26 protein-coding genes are annotated in these 25,380 nt (G+C 73.7%); 12 read left to right on the forward strand and 14 right to left on the reverse strand.

Annotation, left to right across the window (positions count from 1 at the left end):
• Positions 1-2: 2 nt before the first annotated feature.
• Positions 3-590 carry a TetR/AcrR family transcriptional regulator gene (locus tag KDL28_RS29190; protein ID WP_252443753.1) on the reverse strand — a complete coding sequence of 196 codons (588 nt, stop codon included), beginning with the start codon at positions 588-590 and terminating at the stop codon, positions 3-5.
• A gap of 180 nt (positions 591-770) precedes the next feature.
• Between KDL28_RS29190 and KDL28_RS29195 the strand changes: the two genes are divergently transcribed.
• Positions 771-1,670: an aldo/keto reductase gene (locus KDL28_RS29195; RefSeq protein WP_252443890.1), complete on the forward strand. Its 900-nt coding sequence runs from the start codon at positions 771-773 to the stop codon at positions 1,668-1,670.
• A 301-nt stretch (positions 1,671-1,971) separates the two neighbouring features.
• Here KDL28_RS29195 and KDL28_RS29200 read toward each other — a convergent pair whose 3' ends face one another.
• Positions 1,972-2,574 (reverse strand): TetR/AcrR family transcriptional regulator, encoded by a 603-nt coding sequence (locus KDL28_RS29200; RefSeq protein WP_252443755.1) that lies wholly within the window; start codon positions 2,572-2,574, stop codon positions 1,972-1,974.
• A 154-nt stretch (positions 2,575-2,728) separates the two neighbouring features.
• Here KDL28_RS29200 and KDL28_RS29205 point away from each other — a divergent pair, with 154 nt between their 5' ends.
• Positions 2,729-3,613 carry an NAD(P)-dependent alcohol dehydrogenase gene (locus KDL28_RS29205; protein ID WP_443698378.1) on the forward strand — a complete coding sequence of 295 codons (885 nt, stop codon included), beginning with the start codon at positions 2,729-2,731 and terminating at the stop codon, positions 3,611-3,613.
• Between the two features lie 38 nt (positions 3,614-3,651).
• On the opposite strand, the gene KDL28_RS29210 is transcribed toward KDL28_RS29205, so the two are convergent.
• Complete coding sequence (locus KDL28_RS29210) at positions 3,652-4,689, reverse strand: MerR family transcriptional regulator (RefSeq protein ID WP_252443759.1); 1,038 nt, start codon at positions 4,687-4,689, stop codon at positions 3,652-3,654.
• A 321-nt stretch (positions 4,690-5,010) separates the two neighbouring features.
• Between KDL28_RS29210 and KDL28_RS29215 the strand changes: the two genes are divergently transcribed.
• Positions 5,011-5,373, forward strand: coding sequence for a DUF1330 domain-containing protein (locus tag KDL28_RS29215; RefSeq protein ID WP_252443761.1), 363 nt, complete (start codon positions 5,011-5,013; stop codon positions 5,371-5,373).
• A 13-nt stretch (positions 5,374-5,386) separates the two neighbouring features.
• Here KDL28_RS29215 and KDL28_RS29220 read toward each other — a convergent pair whose 3' ends face one another.
• Positions 5,387-5,587, reverse strand: coding sequence for a DUF397 domain-containing protein (locus KDL28_RS29220; RefSeq protein ID WP_252443763.1), 201 nt, complete (start codon positions 5,585-5,587; stop codon positions 5,387-5,389).
• Positions 5,584-6,378: a helix-turn-helix domain-containing protein gene (locus tag KDL28_RS29225; protein WP_252443765.1), complete on the reverse strand. Its 795-nt coding sequence runs from the start codon at positions 6,376-6,378 to the stop codon at positions 5,584-5,586. Before KDL28_RS29225 ends, KDL28_RS29220 begins: the two co-directional genes overlap by 4 nt.
• A 175-nt stretch (positions 6,379-6,553) precedes the next feature.
• Here KDL28_RS29225 and KDL28_RS29230 point away from each other — a divergent pair, with 175 nt between their 5' ends.
• Positions 6,554-6,790 carry a hypothetical protein gene (locus KDL28_RS29230; RefSeq protein ID WP_252443766.1) on the forward strand — a complete coding sequence of 79 codons (237 nt, stop codon included), beginning with the start codon at positions 6,554-6,556 and terminating at the stop codon, positions 6,788-6,790.
• Positions 6,787-6,999 carry a hypothetical protein gene (locus KDL28_RS29235; RefSeq protein ID WP_252443768.1) on the forward strand — a complete coding sequence of 71 codons (213 nt, stop codon included), beginning with the start codon at positions 6,787-6,789 and terminating at the stop codon, positions 6,997-6,999. Before KDL28_RS29230 ends, KDL28_RS29235 begins: the two co-directional genes overlap by 4 nt.
• A gap of 41 nt (positions 7,000-7,040) precedes the next feature.
• Here the strand turns inward: KDL28_RS29235 and KDL28_RS29240 are convergent, their stop codons facing one another.
• The 4 genes from KDL28_RS29240 to KDL28_RS29255 form a co-directional block, all read right to left on the reverse strand.
• Positions 7,041-7,256 (reverse strand): putative signal transducing protein, encoded by a 216-nt coding sequence (locus tag KDL28_RS29240; protein WP_252443769.1) that lies wholly within the window; start codon positions 7,254-7,256, stop codon positions 7,041-7,043.
• Between the two features lie 102 nt (positions 7,257-7,358).
• Positions 7,359-7,547 (reverse strand): hypothetical protein, encoded by a 189-nt coding sequence (locus KDL28_RS29245; protein ID WP_252443771.1) that lies wholly within the window; start codon positions 7,545-7,547, stop codon positions 7,359-7,361.
• A gap of 172 nt (positions 7,548-7,719) precedes the next feature.
• Positions 7,720-8,193 carry a DinB family protein gene (locus KDL28_RS29250; protein ID WP_252443773.1) on the reverse strand — a complete coding sequence of 158 codons (474 nt, stop codon included), beginning with the start codon at positions 8,191-8,193 and terminating at the stop codon, positions 7,720-7,722.
• 129 nt (positions 8,194-8,322) lie between these two features.
• Positions 8,323-8,514 (reverse strand): hypothetical protein, encoded by a 192-nt coding sequence (locus KDL28_RS29255; protein ID WP_252443775.1) that lies wholly within the window; start codon positions 8,512-8,514, stop codon positions 8,323-8,325.
• A gap of 211 nt (positions 8,515-8,725) precedes the next feature.
• Between KDL28_RS29255 and KDL28_RS29260 the strand changes: the two genes are divergently transcribed.
• Both KDL28_RS29260 and KDL28_RS29265 read left to right on the forward strand, forming a co-directional pair.
• Positions 8,726-10,264 (forward strand): amidase, encoded by a 1,539-nt coding sequence (locus KDL28_RS29260; RefSeq protein ID WP_252443777.1) that lies wholly within the window; start codon positions 8,726-8,728, stop codon positions 10,262-10,264.
• Between the two features lie 146 nt (positions 10,265-10,410).
• Positions 10,411-11,841: an Nramp family divalent metal transporter gene (locus KDL28_RS29265; RefSeq protein ID WP_252443779.1), complete on the forward strand. Its 1,431-nt coding sequence runs from the start codon at positions 10,411-10,413 to the stop codon at positions 11,839-11,841.
• Positions 11,842-11,992: 151 nt separating this feature from the next.
• Here the strand turns inward: KDL28_RS29265 and KDL28_RS29270 are convergent, their stop codons facing one another.
• Positions 11,993-13,105 (reverse strand): right-handed parallel beta-helix repeat-containing protein, encoded by a 1,113-nt coding sequence (locus KDL28_RS29270; protein ID WP_252443781.1) that lies wholly within the window; start codon positions 13,103-13,105, stop codon positions 11,993-11,995.
• A gap of 445 nt (positions 13,106-13,550) precedes the next feature.
• Between KDL28_RS29270 and KDL28_RS29275 the strand changes: the two genes are divergently transcribed.
• Both KDL28_RS29275 and KDL28_RS29280 read left to right on the forward strand, forming a co-directional pair.
• Positions 13,551-14,885, forward strand: coding sequence for a ferredoxin reductase family protein (locus tag KDL28_RS29275; protein WP_252443783.1), 1,335 nt, complete (start codon positions 13,551-13,553; stop codon positions 14,883-14,885).
• Between the two features lie 91 nt (positions 14,886-14,976).
• Positions 14,977-15,402 (forward strand): hypothetical protein, encoded by a 426-nt coding sequence (locus tag KDL28_RS29280; protein ID WP_252443785.1) that lies wholly within the window; start codon positions 14,977-14,979, stop codon positions 15,400-15,402.
• Positions 15,403-15,411: 9 nt separating this feature from the next.
• Here KDL28_RS29280 and KDL28_RS29285 read toward each other — a convergent pair whose 3' ends face one another.
• Positions 15,412-16,455, reverse strand: a complete 1,044-nt coding sequence (locus KDL28_RS29285; protein WP_252443787.1) for an FAD-dependent oxidoreductase — start codon at positions 16,453-16,455, stop codon at positions 15,412-15,414.
• A gap of 470 nt (positions 16,456-16,925) precedes the next feature.
• Between KDL28_RS29285 and KDL28_RS29290 the strand changes: the two genes are divergently transcribed.
• Together KDL28_RS29290 and KDL28_RS29295 are read left to right on the forward strand one after the other, a co-directional pair.
• Complete coding sequence (locus KDL28_RS29290) at positions 16,926-19,253, forward strand: phosphotransferase (RefSeq protein WP_252443789.1); 2,328 nt, start codon at positions 16,926-16,928, stop codon at positions 19,251-19,253.
• A gap of 100 nt (positions 19,254-19,353) precedes the next feature.
• A complete protein-coding gene (locus KDL28_RS29295) occupies positions 19,354-21,153 on the forward strand; it encodes a sulfatase-like hydrolase/transferase (RefSeq protein ID WP_252443791.1) in 1,800 nt (599 codons plus the stop codon).
• Between the two features lie 22 nt (positions 21,154-21,175).
• On the opposite strand, the gene KDL28_RS29300 is transcribed toward KDL28_RS29295, so the two are convergent.
• On the reverse strand, positions 21,176-22,048 hold the full coding sequence (locus KDL28_RS29300; protein WP_252443793.1) for an EamA family transporter: 873 nt from the start codon (positions 22,046-22,048) through the stop codon (positions 21,176-21,178).
• An 83-nt stretch (positions 22,049-22,131) separates the two neighbouring features.
• Between KDL28_RS29300 and KDL28_RS29305 the strand changes: the two genes are divergently transcribed.
• Complete coding sequence (locus tag KDL28_RS29305; RefSeq protein WP_252443795.1) at positions 22,132-23,076, forward strand: LysR family transcriptional regulator; 945 nt, start codon at positions 22,132-22,134, stop codon at positions 23,074-23,076.
• 110 nt (positions 23,077-23,186) lie between these two features.
• On the opposite strand, the gene KDL28_RS29310 is transcribed toward KDL28_RS29305, so the two are convergent.
• Positions 23,187-24,836 carry a RecQ family ATP-dependent DNA helicase gene (locus KDL28_RS29310; RefSeq protein ID WP_252443797.1) on the reverse strand — a complete coding sequence of 550 codons (1,650 nt, stop codon included), beginning with the start codon at positions 24,834-24,836 and terminating at the stop codon, positions 23,187-23,189.
• Positions 24,837-24,881: 45 nt separating this feature from the next.
• Entirely contained in the window at positions 24,882-25,304 is a 423-nt protein-coding gene (locus tag KDL28_RS29315; protein WP_252443799.1) for a TIGR03668 family PPOX class F420-dependent oxidoreductase, read from the reverse strand.
• Positions 25,305-25,380 lie beyond the last annotated feature (76 nt).

The raw sequence follows: 25,380 nt of genomic DNA on the forward strand, positions 1-25,380 counted from the left end.
CCTCAGCGTGCCCGGATACCGTCGACGATGAGCGAGATGACGCCCTCGGACTCCGCTTCGACCTCGGGGGAGCCCCATTCCGCGACGTGCCTCGGATCGTGGAAGCGGCTGGTCGCGTTCAGGACCGCTCGCGCGATCACCTCCGGGTCGCCCCCGGCGAATGCGCCGTCGGCGATGCCGTCGACGACGACGGCGCGGATCCGGTCGAGCAGGAAGGCGATGTGGGCCGACGACACCGCGCTGTGCTCCGCGGCCAGCACCTGGAAGGTGGCGAACAGTTCCGGGTCCTGGCGGGCCTTCGCCCACTTCGCGGCGAACACCGTGACGAGCAGGCCTCGCAACCGGTCGGCAGGAGCCGTCGCGGGGTCCCCGGCCGCCGCGGCGAGGTCCTCGCGCACCCGGTCGAGCCAGCGGCGGGTCACCGCCTCGCGCAGCGCCGCCTTGGACGGGAAGTGCCGGTAGACGCTGCCGTGGCTCACCCCCAGCAGCCGTGCGACGTCGACCACGGTGGCCTTGTCCGGGCCGTGGCGGCGCAGCACCTCCTCGGTGGCCGACACGATCGCCTCCGCGTCGAGCGGCTCCGCGCGCATCCGGTCTCCTCGTCACTGGCCCGCCGACACGAACGTAAGCCACTGCCCTGACAGATGTCGAACTCTGTCAGGCGAACTGGCGCACACTGACTGACAACTATTGACATCTGTCATTCCACGCACGAGGGTCGACCACGCGACGAACACGAGCGTTCGTCCCGATCACCGAGGAGACCCGCCATCAGCACTCCCACCCGCACCGCCGCGATCGCCGGCCGCGCCGTCGCCCGGATCGGCTACGGCGCGGCCCAGCTCGACCGCCTGCACGACCGCCGCGACGAGGCCGTCGCCCTGCTGCGCCACGCGGTCGACGCGGGCGTGGACCACGTCGACACCGCCGAGTTCTACGGCTTCGGCTTCGCCAACGCCGTGATCCGCGAAGCCCTGCGCCCCACCGACGACGTCATGGTCGCCACCAAGGTCGGCGCCGACCCCGACCCCGGCGGGCGGCTGCCGCTGCGGACCGCGCAGCGGCCCGAGGAGCTGCGCGCCAGCGTCGAGGACAACCTGCGCAGCCTCGGCGTCGACCGCCTCGCGGTGGTCAACCTCCGCCGGCTCGACTCCGGCCCCGGGATGCGCCCCGAGGGCGACCAGGTGGTCGACCTCGACGACCAGCTCGCGGTGATGACCGCCCTGCGCGACGAGGGCAAGGTCGGCGCGATCGGCCTGAGCGGCGTCACCCCCGACGGCCTGCGCCGCGCCCTGCCCGCCGGCATCGCCTGCGTGCAGAACGCCTACAGCCTCGTCGCCCGCGACGACGACGACCTGCTGGGGCTGTGCGCGGCCGAGGGCGTCGCGTGGGTGCCGTTCTTCCCGCTCGGCGGGGCGTTCGCGGGGTTGCCCAAGGTCACCGAGGAGCCCGCCGTCCACGTCGTCGCCGACTCCCTCGGTGTCACGCCCGCCCAGGTGGGCCTCGCCTGGCTGCTGCACCGCGCCCCGAACGTCCTGCTCATCCCCGGCACCGCCGACCACGACCACCTCGACGCCAACCTGGCGGTCGGCGGGATCACCCTCGACGACGCCGCCCTCGCCACCCTGGACGCCGTCGAGTCCCGCTCCACCGACGTCCGGCTCGGCTAGGACCGCCCTCGCCCGTGGTCCGACCGGCGCAGCGACCCGCCGGGGCGGGGATCACCCACCGGACCGGAGTCCTGCGTGCGCCCAGCGCGGTGGTGGGGGTTGCGCTGACCTGCGGACGTGGGGCGTGTTCCCGGGCATCACCGCGAACACCCGGACCAGCCCGTTGAACGCGTGGCTGCTGGCCGCCGGGATGGTGGTCGTCGACCAGCCGCTGCTGGTCGCGAGCGCGGTCGCGGTCGCGTGCCTGGCCGCGGGCGCAGCACGCTGGTGCTCACCGACCGGCGCGGGTGACGCCGGGGGCTCAGCGCAGGGCCGCGTCGAGCGGGACGGCGGTGGGTCGGGGCAGCGGGGCGGCGCCGTCGGCCCGGAACGCCTGCAGCAGGTAGGCCACGAGACGGCGCGACGCGGCCGCGGTCAGCTCCGCCGTCCCGGCCCGCACGCCGCCGTTGGCCAGCAGGATCAGCGACAGGTCGGCCGGGTGGAAGTCGCGGCGCAGGCCGCCCGCCTCCTGCGCGCGCCGGACGAGCTCGGCGAAGCCCCGCTCGGCCCGCTCGCGCAGCGCGCCGAACTCGGTCGTCCTCTGCGAGGCCGTGACGAACGCCGCGGAGAACCCCCGGTCCCTGGCCTGCATCTCGCACAGCTGCGTGACCATCCAGCAGAACGCGCGCCACGGATCGGGATCGGCGAGCGCGGCGTCGAGCAGGCCGGCGCACTCGTCCAGCTGTTCGGTGAAGGCCTCCGCGACCAGGTCCTCCTTGGTGGGGAAGCGGCGGTAGAGCGTCGCGACGCCGAGGCCGGCGCGGTGCGCGATCGCCGTCATCGGGACGTCCAGCCCTTCGGCCGCGAACGCCTCCCGCGCGACCTCCAGGATCCGCGCGCGGTTGGCCGCCGCGTCCGCGCGCAAGCGAGGCAATGCTGTCGGCACGCCTCCCACTTTAGGTCAAGTGGAAGGCACCGTCCGCTTCCGCTGCTAGAAGTGGACCATGGCTTCCACGGCGACTCCCACGACGACGAGGCTCGCGACCTTCGACCGGTACGGCCCACCCGAGGTCCTGACCGTGACCACCGCTCCCGTTCCGCGCCCCGGCCCGGGCGAGGTACTGGTCCGGGTGCGGGCGGTGTCGGTCAACGGGGGCGAGCTGGCGCTCCGCGCCGGGCGGCTGCGCCCGTTCAGCGGCTACCGGTTCCCCAAGCGCATCGGGATCGACCTGGCCGGTGAGGTGGTCGAGCCCGGAAACAGCAGGTTCGCGGCGGGAGACTTCGTCTGGGGGTTGCTCGGGCGGACGATGGGATCGGCCGCGGAGTACGTCGCCGTGCCGGCCCGCCGGCTCGACCACGTCCCGGCCGGGCTCGACGCGGTGCGGGCCGCCGCGCTGCCCGTCGGGACGACGGCGATCACCGCCCTGCGCGACGTGGCGGCCCTCGCGCCCGGCGAGCGGCTGCTCGTGCGGGGGGCCAGCGGCGGGGTCGGCTACGTCGCCGTGCAGCTCGGCAAGGCCATGGGGGCGCACGTCACCGGGCTGGCCGGCGCGGACAACCTCGACCTGGTCACGGAGCTCGGCGCGGACGAGGCGATCGACTACCGCGGCCCGGCCGACCTGGGCCGCTTCGACGTCGTGCTGGACACCGTGGGCAGCGCCCTGCCCTCCTTCCGCCGGGTACTCACCCCGAGCGGGCGGATGGTCGCGATCGCGTTCGACCTCGACCACCCCCTCCGCTCGCTGGGCTTCATCGCGGCGCACGCGCCGCGGCGGCGCCGCTGGGTCCGCTTCTTCAGCGGCAACCCGACCACCCCGCTCCTGGCCGAGCTCGGCCGCTGGGTGCGGTCCGGAGCGCTGCGCCCGCAGGTCGACCGCGTGTTCCCGCTGGCCGATATCGCCGGCGCGCACCGGGCCCTGGAGCGGGGCGGGGTGCGGGGCAAGATCGTCGTCGAGCTCCCCTGAGCCGTGGCGGTCGGTGCCCGCCGCCTCCGGACCGGACCTCAGCGCCGCGGTCCGGGCCCGTGCCGCGGGCCGGACGCGGTGAGGGCCGCGGCGATCCACTGCTCGCTCTCCCCCGGGTCCTGCGGGTCCGGTTCCGGCGGCGGGTTGATGGTGGCCATCAGTGAGATGTAGGTGCCCAGCAGGTCGGTGAACTCCGACACCACGCGATCGGCCTGCTGGTGGGCGGCGCCGGCGGGGTCGGGGGCAGCCATGGAGCGCCGCAGCTCGGCGATGTCGGGCTCGCCGAGCGGGCCCCCGCTCGCGTCGGCGAAGAGCTCGGCGACCGTGGCCAGCAGCCGCTCGGCGATCTCCTGCGCCCGCGGGGAGTCCGGCGGCAGCCCGGCCCGCTGCGCCTCCCATGCCTCGACCTGCACCCGGCGGCACTCCTCGATGAGGTCCAGCCGTCGGGGCGCGGTCAGCTCGAGCGACCGGGGCGAGGAGAAGGCGGTGCGGAAGAACCGGCGGACCTCGCGGCGGAAGGCGTCGTCGCGCACCAGGTCGGCCAGTGCGATCCAGGCCTGGAGCTGCTCGGTGGTCGGTTCCTCCGGCAGGTCGGGCCGCATCCGGTGCAGGTGCTCGACGAACGCGGGGTGCACGGTGAGGCCGTCGGTGATCTCGTCCCAGAACTCGTCGAGGAGCCGGTTGCGGTCGTCGTCGGACATGGAGACGAGGTCGTGCATGAGGGCCACCCGTTCGGTCGTGGTGTGCTGGTCGGCGACGGTCCGCAGGACGGCCCGCCGGGCGCGCAGGTGGCGCAGCTGCCGCTCGACGAGCGCCAGGTGCGTCGTGGCCAGGTCGCGCAGGGTCGTCTCCTCGGCCAGCAGCCGGCGGATGTCGTCCAGACCCGCGCCGAGCTCGCGCAGCGTGCGGACGATCTCCAGCCGCGCGATGGCGTCGACGTCGTAGAGCCGGTGACCGGCGTCGTTGTGGCCGGTGGGCGCGATGACGCCGTCGTCGGCGTAGTACCGGATGGCGCTCACGCTCAGCCCGGTCCGGCGCGCCACGTCCCCGATGGGGTAGAGCTGGTTGTCCTCCACGGCGCCCACTCTGGGGTCTCATGCGGCTTGAGGCGCAAGCCCCTGGCAACGCCGTCGCGGGTCGCGGTGCCACCGGTGGTCCGAACGGTCAGCGGGTGCCGTCGTCGGCCAGGGTGCCGGCGGTGCCGGTGACGCCCTCACCGATCTGGCGCTGCACGGTGACGTCGCTGACCCGACACCGCCGAGTGAAAGGCTGTCTACGTATCGTGACGGCTGCCCCGCCGTTACACGTCCGACACAGACCTCCGCCGGGCCCGGTGCCGCCGCGGCCGGGACGGCGATCACATGCCGCAGCAGGGGGCGATCCCCCAGACTGGGCCGATGGCCGTCGACCCCACCGGCGCGGACCTCAAGGCCTTCCTCGCCGAGGCCCCCGATCAGCCGGTCACCATGCTCAACCTGCTGCGGTTCGCCGACGGCGGCCGCGCCCGCTACGACGAGTACATCGCGCACTTCCACCGGACCTCGGCCCGCTTCGGCGCCGAGGTCGTCTACTACGGCTACGGCCACACCCCCGTGGTGGCCGAGTCCGGGCAGGCCTGGGACGCGGTGCTGCTGGTCCGCTACCCCAGCCGGCGGGCGTTCGCGGACATGGTCCGCGACCCCGAGTACCAGACCGGCACCCACCTCCGGTCCGAGGCGCTGGTGGAGGCGGTGCTGCAGCCGACGACCGCGGCGCCCTGACCGGCGGGGCGCGTCAGGCGCCGTCCAGCAGGTGGTCGAACTCGCGACCGCGGGCGCCGTCGAGCCACGCGGCGAACTCGGCGCGGGTGAACCGCAGCACCGGGCCGCCGCGGTCCTTGGTGTCCCGCACCTCGATCATGTCGTCGTGCGACCGCATCTCGACGCACGAGCCTTCCTCGTTGCTGGCGGATGCCTTGATCCATGGCGTCGTCACGTCGGCCACTCTCCAATCGGTACCGCTCGGTCCATCAAGATCGACCAGACCTGCTCGTAGTGGGCCCAGTCGTGGGGCTTGTCGAGGTAGCGAGCGATCCCGTCGCCCTCGATGTAGACCAGGGACGGGTCGTCGGCGTCCTCGAACGCGAGCAGCGCCCACGACGAGCGTCGCGGCGATGGTCCGGCCCGGAACGGGAGGACCCGCACATCCGCGGCCGACGATCGGAGGCTCTCCAGCTGTGCGGCCATGACCTCGGGCGATCCGGCCACCAACCGGAGCGCCCCCTCGCCCATGATCACTGTGACGCCGTCCATGGACCGCTGCTGTCGCTCCATCCGGAACCGGACCCGCTGCTCGATGATCTCGGGCGCCAGGTCCGGGAGTACCCCGATGACGGCTCGCGCGTACTCCTCGGTCTGCAGCAAGCCGTGCACGAGCTGCGGCTCGAAGCACCTGATCTCGCGCGCTGTGGACTCCAGACCGGCGTACAGACCGAACCACTCGGGCACGACACCCGGATCGGCCTCCCACCAGTCCTCCTGCTGGGTGCCCGGCGCCAACGCCGCGAGGGCGTCCGTGGTGGCGGGGTCGGCGCCGTACAACCAGCACAGCGCACGGATGTCGGCCATCTTCACCGGTCCCTGACCGGCCTCGATCCTGGACATCTTGGCCTTGCTGGCGATGCCCGCCTCGATCACGTCGGTGACCTTCTTGCCGGACGCCAGGCGTAGCTGACGCAGCTTCGAGCCGAGTTGTCGTCGCACGACGACGGATCCGCCCCCGCTCATGACCACCTCCGAAGTGTTTCACGGTGAGCCCCTGGTCTGCGAGCGCCGCGCACGGCAACGTACAGCGGCGAATCGCTGAGCGGTGAGAGTTCCACAGAGAGACCTCGCATCGCCAGTAGTTCCACTGCAATCTGTGACTGTGCGGCCACGCGCATCACGGAAGGGGAACCAGAGCGTGATCACTTACGAGGTCCAGGGACGACGGACGGAGCGCGACGCCGGCGGCGGGGTGCGGGACGTCGTCCGCCTGCGGTCCACCCCGAGCAGGGCCGCGGCGTTCGACATCGCCGAGACCATGACGGCAGAGCGCCTGACGGTGTGGGTGTTCGCGGCCGAGCGGCGGGAGGGGAGGCCGACCTACGTGCTCCTCGGCGTCGTGCCCGCCGCCGACCCGCGGCCGCGGAAGGCATGAGCCGCCTCGGGCCCGGGCGGTCGTTCGTGCTGGTGCGCGGGGCCGACGACGGCATGGCGCACCTCGTCGGGTACCGCCTCTACGAGTCCGGGCTGATCGGCGGCGAGGGCCGGTACCTGGCGGTGTGCGGGCGCACCGTGCTCGCCGCGGCGATGGCCGCCGAGCCCGGTCGGGTGTGCCGGCTGTGCCGGGCGCAGCTCACGCCCTGATCACTCCGGCGGCGACGGGCCGCCCCTGCGCCCTCCGACGGTCAGCGGGTCGCGGTCTCCAGCAGTCCGGCGTCGGCCAGGACCCAGCGCGCGTCGTCGAGCCGGTCGTCGGGGACGAGCAGCCGGGGCTGCGACCCTCCGACCGGCGGGTCGCCGTCGAGCCGGCCCGCCACCTGGTGGTCGATGCCGGATCCGGTCAGCAGCGCGCGGGCGAAACTCAGCATGACCTGGTCCGCGGTCCGCAGCAGTTCCACCATGTCTCGACCGTACTGATGCCCCGCCCCGCTGTCGTTGGCCTTTCCCCACAGCGCCGACCGCCGACCTCAGCGGCACGGGGGTTGACTTCCGCCGGCCGGCCGTCACCGCGCCCTGGCGCGCAGGGCCCGGACCAGCAGCCAGCCGCCGGCGACCAGGGCGAGCAGGCCGATCACCAGCCACAGCCGGGAGCCGGTCATGAAGCTGCCGCCGACCAGGCCGGCGCCCTGCAGGGTCCAGACGACGCCGACCACGGCCAGGACCACGCCGAGGGCGGGGAGGAGGAAGCGCATCCCCGGGATGATGCCCGCCGGCCGCCGCACCGCGCGGTGCCGCGCGCGGGCAGGCTCCCGGGCCCGTCCTCGCAGACTCTCCATGCTCCGCGCAGGTGCGGTGCGCTCTGCGAGGAGCACGCCGCCTCTGCGACGACGCGGTGCCACGAGCCGCGGCCGGCGTTCCGCAAGCTCAGCGCCCGGTCAGGCCGTCGATCTGCTCGCGGAGGATGTCGGCGTGCCCGGCGTGGCGGGCGGTCTCCTGCAGCAGGTGCGCCAGCACCCAGCGCAACGTCGGCGGAGGACCGCTCCCGGGATCGCGGCAGACGTCGTCGAGGTCGGCGCCCTCGATGACGGAGTCGACGCGCGACCACCCGCTGCGATAGGCGTCGAGCGCGGCGGTGACGGTGTCGTCCGGGCCGACCTCGTCATCGGCGACCACGGCACCGCGGCCGGCGAACCGCACCTCCACCCACCACGATTCGACCCACGCCATGTGCCGCACGAGCCAGAGCAGCGAGGTCCCGCTCGGGACGAGTGCGCGGCGGGCGTCCCATTCGTCGACGCCGTCGACCTTGCGGGCCAGCGACTCCCGTTCGTACCGCAGCAGGGTGCCGAGGATCCGGCGGTCGTCGCCGTCGAGCCGCGGGGGACTGGAGTCGGCCACGGACCGGACGCTACTGGCCCGCGGCACCCGCCGGGGCGCTTCGCCGGGATGCGGGCGGATCTTCGCCGGAAACGCGACGCGCCCCCGCGGTCGCGGGGGCGCGTCGGTGTGCGCGGAACGGCGGAACGGTCAGCGGGCGGGACGGCGACGCGAGTAGCCGCGCACCCTCACCGGCCCGCTGCCCACGCCCGCGAGGTGCAGCGCCAGGCAGAGCAGACCGGCCAGCATCAGGACCTCGGCGGTGATGATCGAGAGGCTGATCCCGAAGAGGGCGAAGAGCAGTGCGAGACCGAACAGGACGGCGGAGATGATGGCGGTCACGGGTTTCCTCCCGGTCGGGGGCCACGGCGGCCTGGAACGCTCGGAGGCCGAGTGCCCGTTCCGCCCGACGCTCAATCACGCTCCGTGCATGACGGCGACGGGCCGACCGGGCCGCAGCGCGAGGTGCGTCCCGGGCTCGTTGACAGCTTCTCCGCGGCGCTCGTACGTTTCGCGCTGGTAGGCCCCCCGCCCTCGTCCCCGAGGAGTCCCCGTGCCGATCCCTCCCCCCGACGCCGCCCGTCTCGCCGCGCTGGGCGAGCACTACTCGTTCCGCCTCACCCCCGACGACCTGGCGGCGTACGCGCCTGCGGTCGCCGCGACCCTCGCCGCCTCGGAGCGGGTGGCGGAGCTGTACGCCGCGGGCGCGCCGCAGGCGCCGGAGCGGGCGTGGTCGGAGCCCGCCGACAACCCGCTGGGCGCCTGGTACGTCACGACGTCGATCGAGGGCGCGGCCGAGGGGCCGCTCGCCGGGCGCACGGTCGCGATCAAGGACAACGTGGCGGTGGCCGGGGTGCCGATGATGAACGGCTCCCGGACGGTGGAGGGCTTCGTGCCCTCCCGCGACGCCACGGTGGTCACCCGGCTGCTGGCCGCGGGCGCGACGATCGCCGGCAAGGCGGTCTGCGAGGACCTCTGCTTCTCCGGGGGCAGCTTCACCTCGCACCCCGGGCCGGTGCGCAACCCGTGGGACCCGTCGCGCAACGCCGGCGGGTCGTCCAGCGGCAGCGCGGTGCTGGTGGCCACCGGGGAGGTCGACCTGGCGCTGGGCGGCGACCAGGGCGGGTCGGTGCGCATCCCGAGCGCGTTCTGCGGGACCGTCGGGCACAAGCCGACCCACGGCCTGGTGCCCTACACCGGGGCGTTCCCGATCGAGCAGACCATCGACCACCTCGGCCCGATGACCCGCACGGTCGCCGACGCCGCGCTGATGCTGGGCGTGCTGGCCGGCGTCGACGGGTTCGACCCGCGCCAGCCGACGACCCTGCCCCCGGTCGACTACGCCTCGGCGCTGGCCGAGTCCACGACCGGGCTGCGGATCGGCGTGGTCGGCGAGGGCTTCGGCACGGCGGTGTCCGAGCCCGGCGTCGACGAGGCCGTCCGGGCGGCGGTCGACGTGCTGCGCGGCGCGGGGATGACGGCGCAGGACGTGTCGGTCCCCTGGCACGCCGACGCGATGGCGGTCTGGAACGTGATCGCCACCGAGGGCGCGGCGCTGCAGATGCTCGACGGCAACGGCTACGGCATGAACTGGCAGGGCCTCTACGACCCGGAGCTCATCGCGCACTTCGCGCGGGGCCGGGCGACGCACGGGGCGGAGCTGTCCAAGACGGTGAAGCTGGTCGGGCTGTCCGGGCGCTACACGTTCGAGCTGGGCGGCGGGCGGTACTACGCGATGGCCCGCAACCTGGCGCTCACCCTGCGCCAGGCCTACGACGACGCCCTGACCACCCACGACGTGCTGGTCATGCCGACGCTGCCGTTCGTGGCCCAGCCGATCGTCGGGCTGGACGCCCCGCTGGAGCAGTACCTGCCGACCGCGCTGTCGATGATCGGCAACTGCGCGCCGTTCGACGTGACCGGCCACCCTGCGTGCACGGTGCCCGCGGGGTTGGTGGGCGGTCTGCCGGCCGGGTTGATGATCATCGGGCGGCGCTTCGACGACGCCACCGTGCTGCGCGTGGCGCACGCGTTCGAGCAGGCGGTGGGCGGTTTCCCGGCCCCGCGACCGGCGGCGGCGAACACCGCCTGACCGCACATACGTGCGGATGCGCAAGATCTGCTCGCCCGGAGCCCTCGTGACGGACCGGGGTGATCTGCGACACTCCGTGCGAACGGGACGCCGGTCCGGCTCCGCGGGGGTAGTCGGTGGCGTCCCCGGACGCGCTAGGAGGCGCGGTGGCCGAGAAGACCCAGACCACCCTTCCGAGCAAGTACCTACCGCCGGTCGACTTCCGCGACCTGCCCGAACCGGTTCCCCTGCGCAAGGTCGCCGGGGCGAGCGTCATCATCCTGGCCACGGCCATCGGCTCCGGCGAGGTGATCCTCTGGCCCTACATCACCTCGCAGGTCGGCTTCATCTTCATCTGGGCCGCCGTGGTGGGTTTCGGCATCCAGTTCGTGCTCAACATGGAGATCGAGCGCTACACGCTGGCCACCGGTGAGTCCGCCATCACCGGGTTCGCCCGGTTCTGGAAGCCGTGGTGGTGGCTGTTCGTGGTCTTCGCGCTGCTGCAGAACCTCTGGCCCGGCTGGGCCACCGGCGCGGCCACCACCGCGACGTTCGTGTTCGGGCTCGGCGATGACGCGCCGATCGTCCCGATCACCATCGCGGCGCTGATCGCCATCGGCCTCACGTTGACCCTGTCGCCGGTGGTGTACCAGGCCGTCGAGAAGATCCAGGGCGTCCTGGTGGTGCTGATCATGCTGTTCGTGCTGGTCGCCATCCCGACCGCCACCACCGGGGCGTCGTGGGGCGCGCTGGTCACCGACGGCGTCGGCTTCCCCGTCGGGCAGTCGGACCTGACCATCGCCCTGCTGCTCGGGGCGCTGGCCTTCGCCGGCGCGGGCGGGGCGAACAACCTGGTGCAGAGCAACTACATCCGCGACAAGGGCATGGGGATGGGCCGGCACATGCCCCGGATCGTCTCCCCGATCACCGGCCACGAGGAGGCCAGGCCCTCCCTGGGCTACATGTTCCCGACCGACGCCGAGAACATGCGGCGCTGGCGCGGCTGGTGGAAGGTGGCGAACTGGGAGCAGTTCATCACCTTCTTCCTCATCGGCGTCGCGTCGCTGGTCGTACTGGCGGTGCTGGCGCACTCGACGCTCGGCGTCGGCCAGGTGCAGGAGCGCGACCTCGCCTTCCTTCGGTTGGAGGGCGAGGTCCTGTCCGAGACCGTGGCGCCGTGGTTCGGCATGGCGTTCTGGATCGGCGTCACCATCGCGCTCTTCACCACCAACCTCGGCATCCTCGACTACACCAGCCGCCTCATCGCCGACCAGTTCAAGATCAACGCCCTGCGGGACAGCGCGGTCTGGACCGAGAGCCGGATCTACGCCGCGACCGTCTGGCTCATGATCGCGGTGGGCTCGACGATCCTGCTGGTGGGCGTCGACCGGCCGTTCCTGCTCGTGGTGATCGCGTCCTCGATCGCGGGCGTGCAGATGTTCATCTACTCCGGGCTGCTGATCATGCTGAACCGGCGGGCGCTGCCGGCGGAGCTGAAGGTCCGCGGGTTCCGACTGGCCGTGCTGGGGCTGTCGTTCCTGTTCTTCGGCTTCCTGTCGGTGCTGCTCGTCCTCGATGAGCTGGGGCTCGCCGGTTGACGGTGCGGCAGCTGTGGCTGCGGGTGCTCACGGCCATGACGATCTGGCTGGTCCTCATCGGGCTGATGTGGCTGGTCGGGATCATCTGACCGGCCGGTCGGGCCGGGCGCGCGCGTGCGCGCCCGACCCGACCGGGTGACGGGCGCGCCGCTCAGATGCCGCCGAGCGCGGCGAACTGCCCCGAGCTGACGACGACGCCCGGGCCGACCTGGATCGGGATGGCCACCTCGGTGACCAGGTTGCCGGCCGAGACGACCTCCAGGCTGTTCGCGTTGCCCTTGATGTAGTCCAGCCCGACCCCGCCGCCGTTGCCGCGGATGGCGTTGCCGGTCACCGCGACCTTGCCGTCGCCGTAGTTGCCCTCGACGCGCAGGAACGTGCCGTCACCGTCGTTGAACTTGAGGATGCGGTTGTTGGAGATGGTGCTGGCCGCGTCGCCCTGGACGCGGGCGATGAGCCCGACGGTGCAGAAGTCCTCGATGTAGTTGTCGCTGATGCCCGTGCCGTAGATGCGGTTGGCGCGCAGGCCGTAGTTGCCGTCGACGCCGGCCGCGTTGTCGAGCGAGACGCCGTAGCCGCCGGTGCCCGCGACGTAGTTGTCGGCGAACTGCCAGTCGGTGACGGAGTTGCCCGGGTCCTCCACGTACAGCCCGCTGCCGCCGGAGTCGTTGATCTGCGTGCTGGCGATGCGGCCGTTGACCTGGGTGTTGGTGATCCGGGTGCCGTTCTGCGACAGGCTGGTCACCCGCACCCCGTGGCGCCGGCTGCCGTTGATCTCGATGTCCTCGACCTGGGTCTGCCAGGAGCGGATGACGATCGAGTCCTTGGCGGTCGGGTTGTTCTCGGGGTTGCCGTCGACGGTCAGCGTCCGCAGCGCGAACGGCAGGCCCGTGGTCGTGGTGTTGTCGAGGTAGCCGTCGCTGGCGAAGATCGCGTCGAGGTTCGCCCCGTCGGCCTGCTTGATGACGGTGCCGGTGCGCGAACCGCCCCGGTAGGTGCGTCCGCCCACCAGCTTGATCGTCTTGTTCACCAGGCAGGTGCCGTCGAAGACGGTCTCGTCGCCGGGCCGGCTGTTGGCGATCCGGCGGTTGATCAGGTCGGCGTCGCGGAGGCTGTTGCGGCACGGCACGGTGCGCTCGGCCAGCGAGAGCTTCTGCGGCCCGTCCAGCGGGACCGGGGGCAGCGGTCCGGGCGGGGGCTGCGCCGGGGAGAAGGTGAGCGCCGCCGCGACGACGGCGGTGGCGAGCGCAACGAGGCTTGGCACGTTCGGTACTCCCGGTCGGTCGGTCGCGCGCCCAGGCCGGGACCGGTGCCGTGGGGCGCCGGGCTGGGGGTCGCTGGGGAGCGGCCGGACCGGGAGCGTGGAGCTGGCCTCGACCGGGTGACGCGCGCCCGGTCGGTGAGACGCGAGCCCCGCGACGGCGTCCCTCCCGACCGGTGTGCGACCGACCGCGCGCGGGCTCACCGAGCACGGGCTCCCCGCGTCATCCCCGACGTGACCGATCGAGAAGCCGACTACGTATCGTCGTGGCCCCTCCGCGCTGACAACTCCGCGTGAAGATGTTCTCACCGCTGGTCACTGCGGGTTGCGGGATTTACCCCGATCGTGTCGTCGACGCGACCGGTCGACCACGGGGGGTGCCGTACGCTCCGGCTGCCCCGCGGTCCGCGGACGGCACCCCTCCCGCCGCGCCGAACAGGAGCACCCGATGACGGCGACGAGCCCCGCGCTCACCCGCCCCGCCTCGACCCCGGCCCAGACCGCGCGCCTGGCGCTGGGCGCGTTCGTGCTGGCCAACCTGCTGCTCGTCGAGGTCCTGTTCGTCGTCTACGGCACCGGCAAGAACGGCGTGCTGACCATCGCCAAGTTCTTCGGGCTGCACGCCGGGCTGGTGATGATGGTGCAACTGGTGCTGATCGCCCGGCTGCCGTGGCTGGACCGGCGCATCGGGATGGACCGGCTGACCGCGTGGCACCGCTGGGTCGGGTTCGGGCTGTTCTGGACCGTGCTGCTGCACTTCTCGTTCATCATCGCCGGCTACGCCACGCTCTACGCGATGACGCCGGGGGCGACGTTCCTCAGCCTGGCCGTGGTGCCCGCCTCGCTGTTCGGCATGGTCGCCGCCGCGATCATCGTCGTGGTCGCCGCGACCTCGGTCCGCTACGCGCGCAGGCGCATGTCCTACGAGACGTGGCACGCCGTGCACTTCCTGCTCTACATCACGATCGCCCTCGGGGTGACCCACCAGCTGCTGGAGGGCACCACGTTCCCGGGGTCGCCGATCGCGGCGGGCTACTGGTGGACGCTGTGGGCCGTCGTGATCGCCGCGCTGCTCGTCGGGCGGGTCGGCGTGCCGGTGTGGCGCAACGCCCGCCACCGGTACCGGGTGGCCGCGGTCGTGCCGGAGTCCGACGACGTCGTGTCCGTGCACATCACCGGGCGCCACCTCGAGCAGCTGCCCGCCAGGGCGGGCCAGTTCATGATCTGGCGCTTCGTCGGGCACAACCCCTGGTGGCAGGCCAACCCGTTCTCGCTCTCGGCCGCCCCCGACGGCCGCTCGCTGCGGCTCACGGCCAAGGCCGCGGGCAAGACGAGCGCCGGGCTGCGCAACGTCCCGGTCGGCAGCCGGGTCTTCATCGAGGGCCCCTACGGCGCGTTCACCGGGATGCACCGGGTCCGCCCCGGCGCCCTGCTGGTCGCCGGCGGGGTGGGCATCACGCCGGTCCGGGCGCTGCTCGAGGAGGGCACCGGGCCCACGGTGGTGCTCTACCGCGCGCGCAGCACGACCGACGCGGTGCTGCTCGGCGAGATCCAGGAGCTGGCCCGGTCGCGGGGCGCGCAGCTGCACGTGCTGACGGGGCGGACGGTGCCGGGCAACTCCCCGTTCGACCCGGCCAACCTGCTGGCCCTGGTGCCCGACATCGTCGAGCGCGAGGTCTTCGTCTGCGGCCCGCCCGCCATGACCGAGGCCGTCCTCAGGAGCGTGCGCGCGCTGGGGGTGCCGAACCGGCAGGTGCACGCCGAGCGCTTCGGCCTCGGGTAGCGCCCGACCCGCCACGCGCGCATAGGATCGACCGGTCCCTCCGCCCTGCCCCCGCGGGAGATGCAGCCGTGGTGCGCGCGGAAGGGTGCGGATGAGTGGGGTTTTCGACGTCGGCGATCTCGCCGACGTCCCGGGACCGGGCAGGCGCGGGGTGCTGCTGACCGCCCGGGCCGACCTGGACATGGCCACCGAGGAGGTGGCCAGGGCGCAGATCGCCGCGTCGGTCGGCGCGTCGACCGGCGCCGTGCTGCTCGACCTGGCGCTCGTCTTCGTCGGGGCCGCCGCGGTGCGCTGCATCGAGGACGCGGTCGACCGGGCGCCCGCGGTGGCCGTGGTCGGGGCGCCGCGCTGGCTGGCCGAGCTGGTCGGGGCGGGCATCGGACCGCTGCCGTTCACGCGGACCGTGCGGGAGGCGGTCGCGGTGCTGCGGGCCGCAACCCGGGGACCCGTCCCGCCGGCGGGGCGGACCGCGCCGGTGCACCCCACCTGCGGCGCGCGGCGGAGCACCGACCGCTGAGCGGGGCGGTCAGCCGCCCGCGGCGACGCGCAGGGCCGCCGGCAGCTCCCGGTCGAGCGCGGCGTCGGCCAGGGCCGCGCCGAGCACCGGGGCGAACTTGAAGAGGTTGTCGCCCCACACGACGACCACCGGCCCGGCGACCGCCGCCGACACGCCGTCGCCGAGCCCGGGCGGGGCGGCGCAGTACACGGTCTCGACGACCTCGGGCAGCGCCCCGGTCACGTACTCCTGGACGTAGGCGGTCACCAGCTGGCGCGAGCGCAGCTCGACGGCCTCGCGACCGGACTCCCAGCTCTCGTCGAGCTGGTCGGCGTGCGCGCCGATCGCCCACCGGCCCGGCCCGGCGAGCTGGCCGTAGCTGCCGAACCCGGGCCGCCAGCTCGCGGAGCGGTCGATCCAGGCCGGTGGAACGCGTGCGGGGTCGCGCAGGGGGAAGGTGAACCGGTGGTGGTGGACCAGCGCGTCCGGCACCGCGACGCCCAGCGGCGCGGCCAGCCCCGCCGTCCCCGCGCCCGCCGCGACCACGGCGGCGTCGAAGGTCGCGGTCCCGGTCGTGGAGGCCACCTCGACCAGCCCGCCGGACACCCGCAGGTCCGCCACGGCCTCGCCGACGAGCGCGGCGCCGACGACGTCGAGCAGGAAGCGGCCGGTGTCGGCGGCCCGCACGACGCCACCGCCCGGGTCGAGCAGGAACGGCCCGCCCGGCGCGGCGGCGGGGAGCTCGGGGCGGGTGTCGGTGACCTCGAACGGCGCGCCAGCCGCGGACATGGCGGCGGTCCAGGGGCCGATGTCGCCGCCGACCACGGCGCCCTCGTCGCCGACGAGGGGCCGGCCGGCCCGCTCGCCCCACGCCCGCCACCGCTCGCGGGCCCGTGCCGCCCAGTCGACGAGCTCGGGGCGCTGGTGGAGGAGGCGGAAGATCCGGGTGTCGCCGACCGAGCGGGCCGCCATCGGGGTGTCCGCCTCGTAGCAGCGCACTTCGTGCCCGCGGTCCAGCAGCTCGGTGGCGGTGGCCAGCCCGACCACCCCGGCCCCGACGACGGCGATCCGCACAGGGGGACGATACGCGCCGGTCGTGCCCGTCCGGATGGTTCGACGTCGGCCGCCGCTCACCGAACGTCACCGTCCTGTGATCCAAGCCACAGCGGCGTCAGTGGATGTCGCATTCACCACACCGACGCAACCCGGGCCCGCCCCGAGGACTCTTCACCTTGTCGAAGAGCAGCTCTCTAGGCCGAATGAGCCATTCGCCGACGCTTCTCGTCGATCGTCGGCAATGACGGCGCGCACACCACCCACTACGGAACGTTCCTCTCCGCAGGCCGGTGGATTGGTGCGAGCGCACAGAAACCGGACACCGCGGGCTGTTGCGCTGAACCAGTTCCCCGACCCGGAAGTAACGCCTCGGCGAACGACCGCCTCCCGGCAGGTTGCTAGAGTCCGGCGCCATGACGACGGCGGAGCGGCAGGTCGTGGTTCCCGCTCCCGGCGCCACACCTCGACCGGAGACCCGCGGACGACCCTTGGCGCGCCTCGCCCCCGCCCACCGCGACGGGCTCGCCCTGGTGCTCAGCTCGGGTCTGACCTCGGTCGTCGGCCTGCTCTACTGGGTCATCGCGGCGCGCTTGTTCCCGCCGGCCGTGCTGGGCGTCAACCAGGTCGCGCTGAACACGATGATGCTGCTCGGCAGCGTGGCGCACCTGAACATGACCTACGCGCTGCTGCGGTTCGTGCCCGTCGCCGGCCTGGCGGCCCGCCGCCTCGTCGCGCTGGGCTACCTCGCCGCCATCACGTTCGCCGCACTGGTCGGCGGGGTCTTCGCCCTCGGCGCCGAGATCTGGGCGCCCGAGCTCGTCGAGGGCCTGGGCTACGGCAGGCTGGTCGCCTTCTTCCTGATCGCGACGCCCGTCTGGTCGCTGTTCGTGATCCAGGACTTCGTGCTCACCGCGGTCAAGAAGGCCACCGCGGTACCCGTCGAGAACGCCGTCTTCTCGGTGCTGAAGATCGCCCTGCTGGTGGTGGCGTTCGTCGGCGCCGTCCCCGGCGGCATCGCGATCTCCTGGGTCGTCTCGACGGCGGCCGTCGTGCTGGCGATCAACGCCTGGCTGCTGCTGAAGGTCCTGCCCGCGCACGGTCGGGCGACCGTCGCCAGCGCCACCCCGATCACCCTGGGGGGGTTCACCCGGTTCATCCGGGCCGACTACGCGGGCGCCGCGCTGTGGCAGTGCGCGCTGTTCGGCCTGCCGCTGCTGGTGCTGGCCCGGCTGGAGGCCGAGTCGGCGGCCGTCTACGGCATCGTCTGGACGATCTCCCAGGCGCTCTACACCGTCTCCTCGGGCATGGGCCAGTCGATGGTGGCGCACAGCGCCTCCGACCTGGCCGGCCTGGAGAAGGCCCGCAAGGCCATGGTGCGCCGGGCGATGATGCTGGTCGTCCCGGTGGCCGCCGTCGTCTCCGTCGGCGCGCCGCTGTGGCTGCTGGTGTTCGGCGAGCACTACGCGGCCAACGGCTCGATGGCGCTGATCCTGGCCTCGCTGTCGGCCATCCCGAACGTCATCACCGCCTCGACGGTCAACGCCGCGCGCGTGCGCCAGCGCATGGGCGTGCTGTTCGGGGTGCCCGCCACCCTCGCCCTCGCGGTCATCATCGGGTCCTGGGCGCTGATGCCGCACCTGGGCATCACCGGCGTCGGCCTGTCCTGGCTGGTCGCCCAGACCCTGATGGCGATCGGCATCCTGATCGCCACCGCGCCGTGGCTGCCGCCGCTGCTGAGCACCCGCATCGACGCCGTGCGCAGCGCGGCGCTGGTGCGCCGGGTCCGCCCGCTGGCCCACGAGCACAACGCCTCCTCGCCGGAGGAGTGGGGGCTCGGCGACCTGATCGCCGGCAAGTCCGACTCCATCGTCATCGACTTCAAGAACCTCTCCGGCGGCACCGGCGCGCTGCTCAAGGCGGCCGACAGCGTCGCGGGGCGCTCGCAGCTGCTGCGCCAGACCGAGGTCCTCGACCGGCTGCACGCCGACACCCGCCTCGGCGGCTGGCGCGCGCTGATCCCCACCATCGAACGGGCAGGTCACGTCGGGGGCAGCTACTGCATCGTGGAGTCGCGGCTGCCCGGCGAGCGCGGCGTCGGGGCGCTCTACGACCTGACCCGCACCCGCCGGTTCCGCTCCAGCGCGATCGCCACGATCTCGGAGTTCCACCGGCTCACCTCCACGCCGGTGGTCGCCGGCGACGCCCAGCTCATCCGCTGGATCCACGAGCCGATGGCCGAGGTCGTCGGGGCGCTGCCCAAGGCCCACCGGCCCGCCGCGCTGGCGCTGGCCGACCAGCTCGCCGAGCACGTCCGCGGGGCCGTGGTGGCCACCGGCTGGGCGCACGGCGACTACACCCCCGACAACGTGCTCACCGACCAGGCCGGCCAGGTCATCGCCGTCGTCGACTGGTGCCAGGCCGACGAGCTGGGCATGCCGCTGATGGACGTCAGCGGCTTCCACCTGGTGTCCACGTTCATGGTCACCAGCGGCGCGGAGCTGGGCGCGACCGTGCTCAACCGGCTCACCGACATCCGCCCCGACGACCACCAGCTCTTCGCCCGCACCCAGCGGATGCTCGGCAGCGACGTGCTCGACAGCCGGGTCGTGATGGTGCTGGGCTGGCTGATGCACGTGGCGCACAACATCGAGAAGTCGCCGCAGTTCGCGGCCAACCCGCTCTGGGTGCGCCGCAACCTGGTCACGGTGGTGCAGGGGGCTCCGGAGCTGCTGTCGCGCCCGGTCCGCCCGACGCCGCGCCACCGGCCGCGGCAGCGGGTTCTCGTCCCACCGACGAACGGCCGTGTGTCACGCTGACGAGGACCTGCCGGCCGCCCGGTGACCCCGGGTTGCCATGATGCCCCTCCCGCACAGCACCGGCGCGCTCCCGGCCGGGCCCGGACAGAAGGACCCGGCCTTGTCGCTGCTCCCCCGCTCCCGCCGGTCCTCGACCCCGGAGCGGAACGGCCCCGTGCGCGACGAGGTGGGCGACGAGCCCGCGGCGGCGCAGCCCTCCGCCCCTGAGTCCACCGACGGCGAGGCCGAACCGACCGCGGGCGGGGAGCCGCAGCGCCCGCGCCCGCCGGTGCTGGTCGCGCTCGGCCGGCTGCTGACGGCCCTGGCCGTGCTGCTCGTGCTGGTCGCCCTGCTGGTGCCGGGCCGGTTGGCCGAGCTGACCGTCGGCGCCTTCCTGCGGCTGCCGGCCGAGGCCATCGCCTGCCTCGCGGTGCTGCTCCTGCTGCCCGTGCGGGCGCGGCGGGTGCTCGCGCCGGTGCTGGGCTTCGTGCTGGCCGTGCTGCTCATCCTGCGGATCCTCGACCTCGGCTTCCTGTCCGTGCTCGACCGCCAGTTCAACGTGCTGGTCGACTGGAAGCAGCTCGGCGACGCGCTCAACGTCCTGCGCGACTCGATCGGCGAGACCGGCACGACCGCCGCCACGGTCGGCGCCATCGCCCTGGCCGTCGCGCTGATGGTCCTGCTCCCGCTGGCGGTCGACCGGCTGACGCGCCTCGCCGGGCGGCGCCGGCCGCTCGCGCTGCGGGTGCTGGCCGTCGCCGCCCCGGTGTGGCTCGTCTGCGCCCTGCTCGGCGTGCAGGTCGTCCCGGGCGTCCCGGTCGCCTCGGCCAACGCGGCCGGGATGCTGACCGAGCGCAGCGTCCAAATCGTCGGCAGCATCCGCGACCGCTACGTCTTCGCCGACGAGATCGCCGTCGACGCCTACCGCGACACCCCCGGCGACCAGCTGCTCACCGCGCTGCGCGGCAAGGACGTGCTGTTCACCTTCGTCGAGAGCTACGGGCGCAGCGCGCTGGAGAACCCCGAGTACGCCCCGCAGATCGGTGCCCTGCTCGACCAGGGCACCCATCGGCTGGCAGCCGCCGGGTTCACCGCCCGGACGGGCTACCTGACGTCGTCGACGACCGGGGGCAACAGCTGGCTCGCCCACGCCGCGCTGATGGCCGGGCTGTGGACCAACGACCAGCAGCGCTACAACCAGCTCGTGCAGACCGACCGGCTCACCCTCAACAAGGCGTTCGGCAAGGCCGGGTGGCGCACCGTCGGGGTGATGCCGGGCATCACCAAGGAGTGGCCGGAGGGGCGCTTCTTCGGCTACCAGCACCTCTACGACAAGCCCACGCTCGACTACCACGGCCCGAACTTCGGCTGGGGGCCCGTCCCCGACCAGTTCACCATGCAGCGGCTGCAGGAGGGCGAGTTCAGCTCCCCCGACCACCCTCCGGTGATGGCCGAGATCGCCCTGGTGTCCAGCCACTGGCCGTGGGCCCCGCTGCCGCGCATGGTCGGCTGGGACGAGCTGGGCGACGGCTCGATCTTCAACCCGCAGATCGCCGAGGGCCTCACCTACGAGGAGGTCTGGGCGGACGAGGCCCGGGTCCGCACCGAGTACCGGCGCTCGCTGGAGTACACGCTGGAGGCGCTCCTGTCCTACGTCGAGACCTACGGCGACGACGACACGGTGATGGTCGTGCTCGGCGACCACCAGCCGGCCCCGAACGTCACCGGCGAGGGCGCGAGCCGCGACGTGCCGATCACGATCCTGGCCCGCGACCCCGCGGTCCTCGACCGGATCGCCGACTGGGGGTGGCGCGACGGCCTCGCCCCCGCCCCGGACTCCCCGGTGTGGCGGATGGACGAGTTCCGCGACCGCTTCCTCGTCGCCTACGGGCCGCAGGACGGGACCGACGGCCCGCGCTAGAGCACCGGCCGGGACCGGGCGGTCACGCCACGGCCCGCTCGGGCACCGCGGGCGCCCGCGCCCCGGTGCGCTCCGCGCCGATCCCCGCGGCGACCACGAACGCCAGCCCGACGACCGCCGCCGCCCCCGGCACCTGGTGCAGCACGACCAGCCCGACGACCAGCGCGATCCCCGGCTCCAGGCTCATCAGGGTGCCGAACGCGGCCGTGGTGAGCCGGCGCAGGGCCAGCAGCTCCAGGCAGAACGGGATCACCGGCAGCAGCACCGCGATGCCCAGCCCGGCCACCAGCAGCTCGACGGTCAGCTCGCCGAACATCGACGGCCCGGCCACCGCTGTGGCCAGCAGCCCGGCGACCGGCATCGACACCGCCAGCCCCCGGACCCCGGTGACCTCGTCGCCGACCCGCTGGGTGAGCAGGATGTAGCCGGCCCAGCAGACGGCGGCGGCCAGCGCGAAGGCCACGCCGAGCGGGTCGGCGGTGCCGTGCCACGGCTCGGTCAGCAGCAGCACCCCCACCGCGGCGAGCGCGGGCCACAGCAGCCGACGCGCTCCCCCGCGACCGCGGGCGACCGCCACCGCCAGCGGCCCGAGGAACTCCAGCGCGCTGGCCGTGCCCAGCGGCAGCCGGGCCACCGCGGCCATGAACAGCATGGTCAGCGCGCCGGTGACCAGCCCGAGCGCGACGCAGGCCAGGAAGCTGGAGCGGGTGAACCAGGACGGCCGGGGCCGCACCACGACCGCCAGCAGCACCCCGGCCCAGGCCAGCCGCAACCAGGCGACGCCGTCCGCGCCGAGCTGGTCGAGCAGACCCACCGAGGCGGCCAGCCCCAGCTGGACGCAGGCCATCGCGGCGATGGCGAGGGAGGCGCCGGTGCGGGAGGAGGTGGCGGTCACCGGCCCAGTACACGCACCACCGACCGTCCAGGTCCACGTGCTCATCGTGGACAAACCGTTCACCGAACCTGAACGATGGCGCCGTGGAGACCCGTCGCCTGCAGTTCCTCCTCGAACTGGCCCGGCTCGGGTCCATGCGCGCGGTGGCCGACGAGATGCACGTCACCACGTCGACGGTCTCCCAGCAGATCGCGGTGCTGGCCCGCGAGGTCGGCGCCACGCTCGTCGAGCCGGTGGGGCGCCGCGTGCGGCTCACCCCCGCCGGGCGCAGGCTCGCCGAGCACGCCGTCACCATCCAGGCCGCCGTCGAGGCGGCCCGGCTCGACCTCGACCCGGGCACCGAACCCGCCGGCACGCTGCGGGTGGCCGGCTTCGCGACCGCCGTGCGCGGCACCCTGCTGCCCATCGCCGCCGACATCGCCGTCGACCGCCCCGGACTGCGGCTGCTGTTCCACGAGCACGAGCCGGACGAGGCGTTCGCCCTGCTCGCCGGCGACCGCGTCGACCTGGCCCTGGTCTACGACTACAGCCTGGCCCCCGCGCCGTTCGACCCGGCGCTGGCGGCCACGCCGCTGTGGACGACCCCGTGGTCGCTCGCCGTGCCCACCGGCGCTGCGACCCCCACCGGCACCGCGCCCGCCGTCTTCGCCGCCCACCGCGACCGGGACTGGATCGTCAACTCCCGCGGCACCGCCGACGAGCGCGTCGTGCGGACCATGGCCTCGATGGCCGGCTTCGAGCCCCGCATCGTGCAGCGCATCGACAGCCTCGACCTGGTCCAGGACATGATCGCCGGCGGGTTCGGCGTCGGGCTGCTGCCCGCCGACCAGCCGGTCCGGCCGGGGGTGGAGCTGCTCCCCCTGCACGACCCGGACGTCGTGCTGCGGTCGTACGCGGTCATCCGCCGCGGCCGGGCCGACTGGCCGCCGCTGGCCCTGGTCCTGCGCCTGCTCACCGGTCGTGCGCTCGATGTCGGCGGCACCGAGCGCGGTCACCTCCGGACAGCAGAGCGAGGCCCGGCCTCGTAGTTCGAGCTGCGGTTGGCGGGCCGGGGTGGACGTACTTCCGTCTGTCCTTTCGTGCAGTCACGTTGTGGTCCCGTTGCGCAGTAGTGCCGGTGGCGGAGCCGTCCCGGCACTCAACCCTCGCGCACGACCTCCAGGAGGCCGCGCTCGCGGACCACGCCGAGTGCGAGGGTCTTGTAGCCGACGTCCTCGAACATCACCGTCAGCTCGGCGGGGTCGGAGGAGACGACGACGCCGGCGCCCCACTCGGCGTGCTGGACGGCGCTGCTGACCGGGAACTCGTCGCTCTCGGGCTGGACGTCCTGGGACGTCCCGGCGTCGCAGGTGTCGCAGTCGCCGCAGCGGCGGGGCAGGGACTCGCCGAAGTAGCCGAGCAGGAACCGGCGCCGGCAGTCGGTGGTCTCGGCGTAGCCGCGCATCATCTCGATCCGCGACCGGACCAGCCGCTGCCGGGTCTCGGCCACCTCGATCGCATCGCGCACGGCGTCGGCCGGTCGGGTGTCCTCGTCGAGGTACTCCAGCCTGCCGTTCTCGGTGGTGGTCAGGGCGCCCGCCTCCTCCAGCAGGTTGACCGCGCGGGTGCGCTTGACCGGGGTCGCGTCGACCTCGTGCTTGAGGTCGGCGGGGCGCACCGGGCCGTCGGCCCGCTCGACCGCCCGGGCCACCTCCCGCAGGGCGTCCTCGGGGGCCTTGGCCGCGGTCAGGAAGCGCTGCAGGTTGAGGTCCTCCGGGCGGTAGTGCAGCTCGACGACGGCCGGCTCGCCGTCGCGGCCCGCCCGGCCGACCTGCTGGTAGTAGGAGTCCAGCGACTCGGGGGCCGAGGCGTGCAGGACGTAGCGCACGTCGGGCTTGTCGATCCCCATCCCGAACGCCGACGTCGCCACCACCACGTCCACGCCGTCGTCGAGGAAGCTCTCGTGCACGCGCCGGCGGTCGGCCTTGCGCATGCCGGCGTGATAGGCCTCGGCCCGCAGCCCCTCCGCGGCCAGCGCCTCGGCGTAGTACTCGGCGTCCTTGCGGGTCGCCACGTAGAGCAGGCCACCGTGGGTGGCGGGGTCGGCGTCGAGCTCGCGGACGCGGGCGACCACCTCGCGGCGCTTCTCGTCGTCCCCGCCTGCGGGCACCACGGCCAGGTGCAGGTTCGGGCGGTCGAACCCGGCGATGACCTCGCGGTGCTCGCGCAGGCCGAGCCGGTCGACGATGTCGGCGCGGACGGGCAGCGCGGCGGTCGCCGTCAGTGCGATGACGGTCGGGTGGCCGAGGCGCTCGATGACGTGGCCCAGGCGCAGGTAGTCGGGCCGGAAGTCGTGGCCCCACGCCGAGACGCAGTGCGCCTCGTCCACCACGAACAACGAGATGCCCAGCTCGGCGAGCCGCTCCACCGTCTCGTCCTTGGCCAGCTGCTCGGGCGCCAGGAACAGGTACTTGGCCCCGCCCTCGCGCACGGCGCGCCACGCCTGCTCGCGCTCGGCGGCCCGCTGGGCGGAGTTCACCGCCACCGCGTCCGGGGCCCGGGTGTCGTCGATGCCCTCCAGCTGGTCCTGCTGCAGGGCCAGCAGCGGCGAGACGACCAGCGTCGGGCCGTCCTCCAGCAGGGCGGGAACCTGGTAGATCGCGCTCTTACCGGCCCCCGTCGGCAACACCACCAGCACGTCGTGGCCGTCCACCACGTGCTCCATGGCCACCCGCTGGTCGTCGGTCAGCCGCGACCAGCCGAAGGTCCGGTCCGCCACCCGCTGCAACTCGTCGTCACGCCTGGACACGGCGGCGATCTACCCGGGGCCCCGGGCCGGAAACCGCCGCGGCGGTCAGCGGGCGGTCCAGCCCGTCCAGCGGATCGGCGTGACCACCAGCACCGCGCCCCTGGGCGGTGCCGCGGCGTAGGGCCGGTACTTGCCGACCAGCGCGGCCAACGCGCGGTCGCGCAGCTCGCCGTCGTGGTGGACGGCGGCGGTGCCGTCCACCCGCACCCACCACAGCTGCGACCAGTCGTCGGCGTAGTGGTCGACGACGAGCCCGGCGCGCGGGTCGCGCTCGACGTCGGCCAGGCGGGCCAGGCGGACGGTGCGCTTGGGCTTGACCTCGTCCACCGCCGAGCACACCAGCCCGTCGACCAGCACGAACGTCACCGGCACCAGGCGTGGGGCGCCGTCGGCGCGCAACGTGGCCAGCCGGGCCACCCGGGCGGCGGCGAAGCGGGCGAGCCGGGCGTCCGGGTCGAGGTCGGGCACCGGTCCAGTGTGGCCGCCGGTGGCGGCGAAACGGGGTTGGAACGGCCCGTCGCCATCGTCCCCCGACGATTCCCCC

Source organism: Pseudonocardia humida (genome assembly GCF_023898865.1).
GTDB lineage: Bacteria > Actinomycetota > Actinomycetes > Mycobacteriales > Pseudonocardiaceae > Pseudonocardia > Pseudonocardia humida.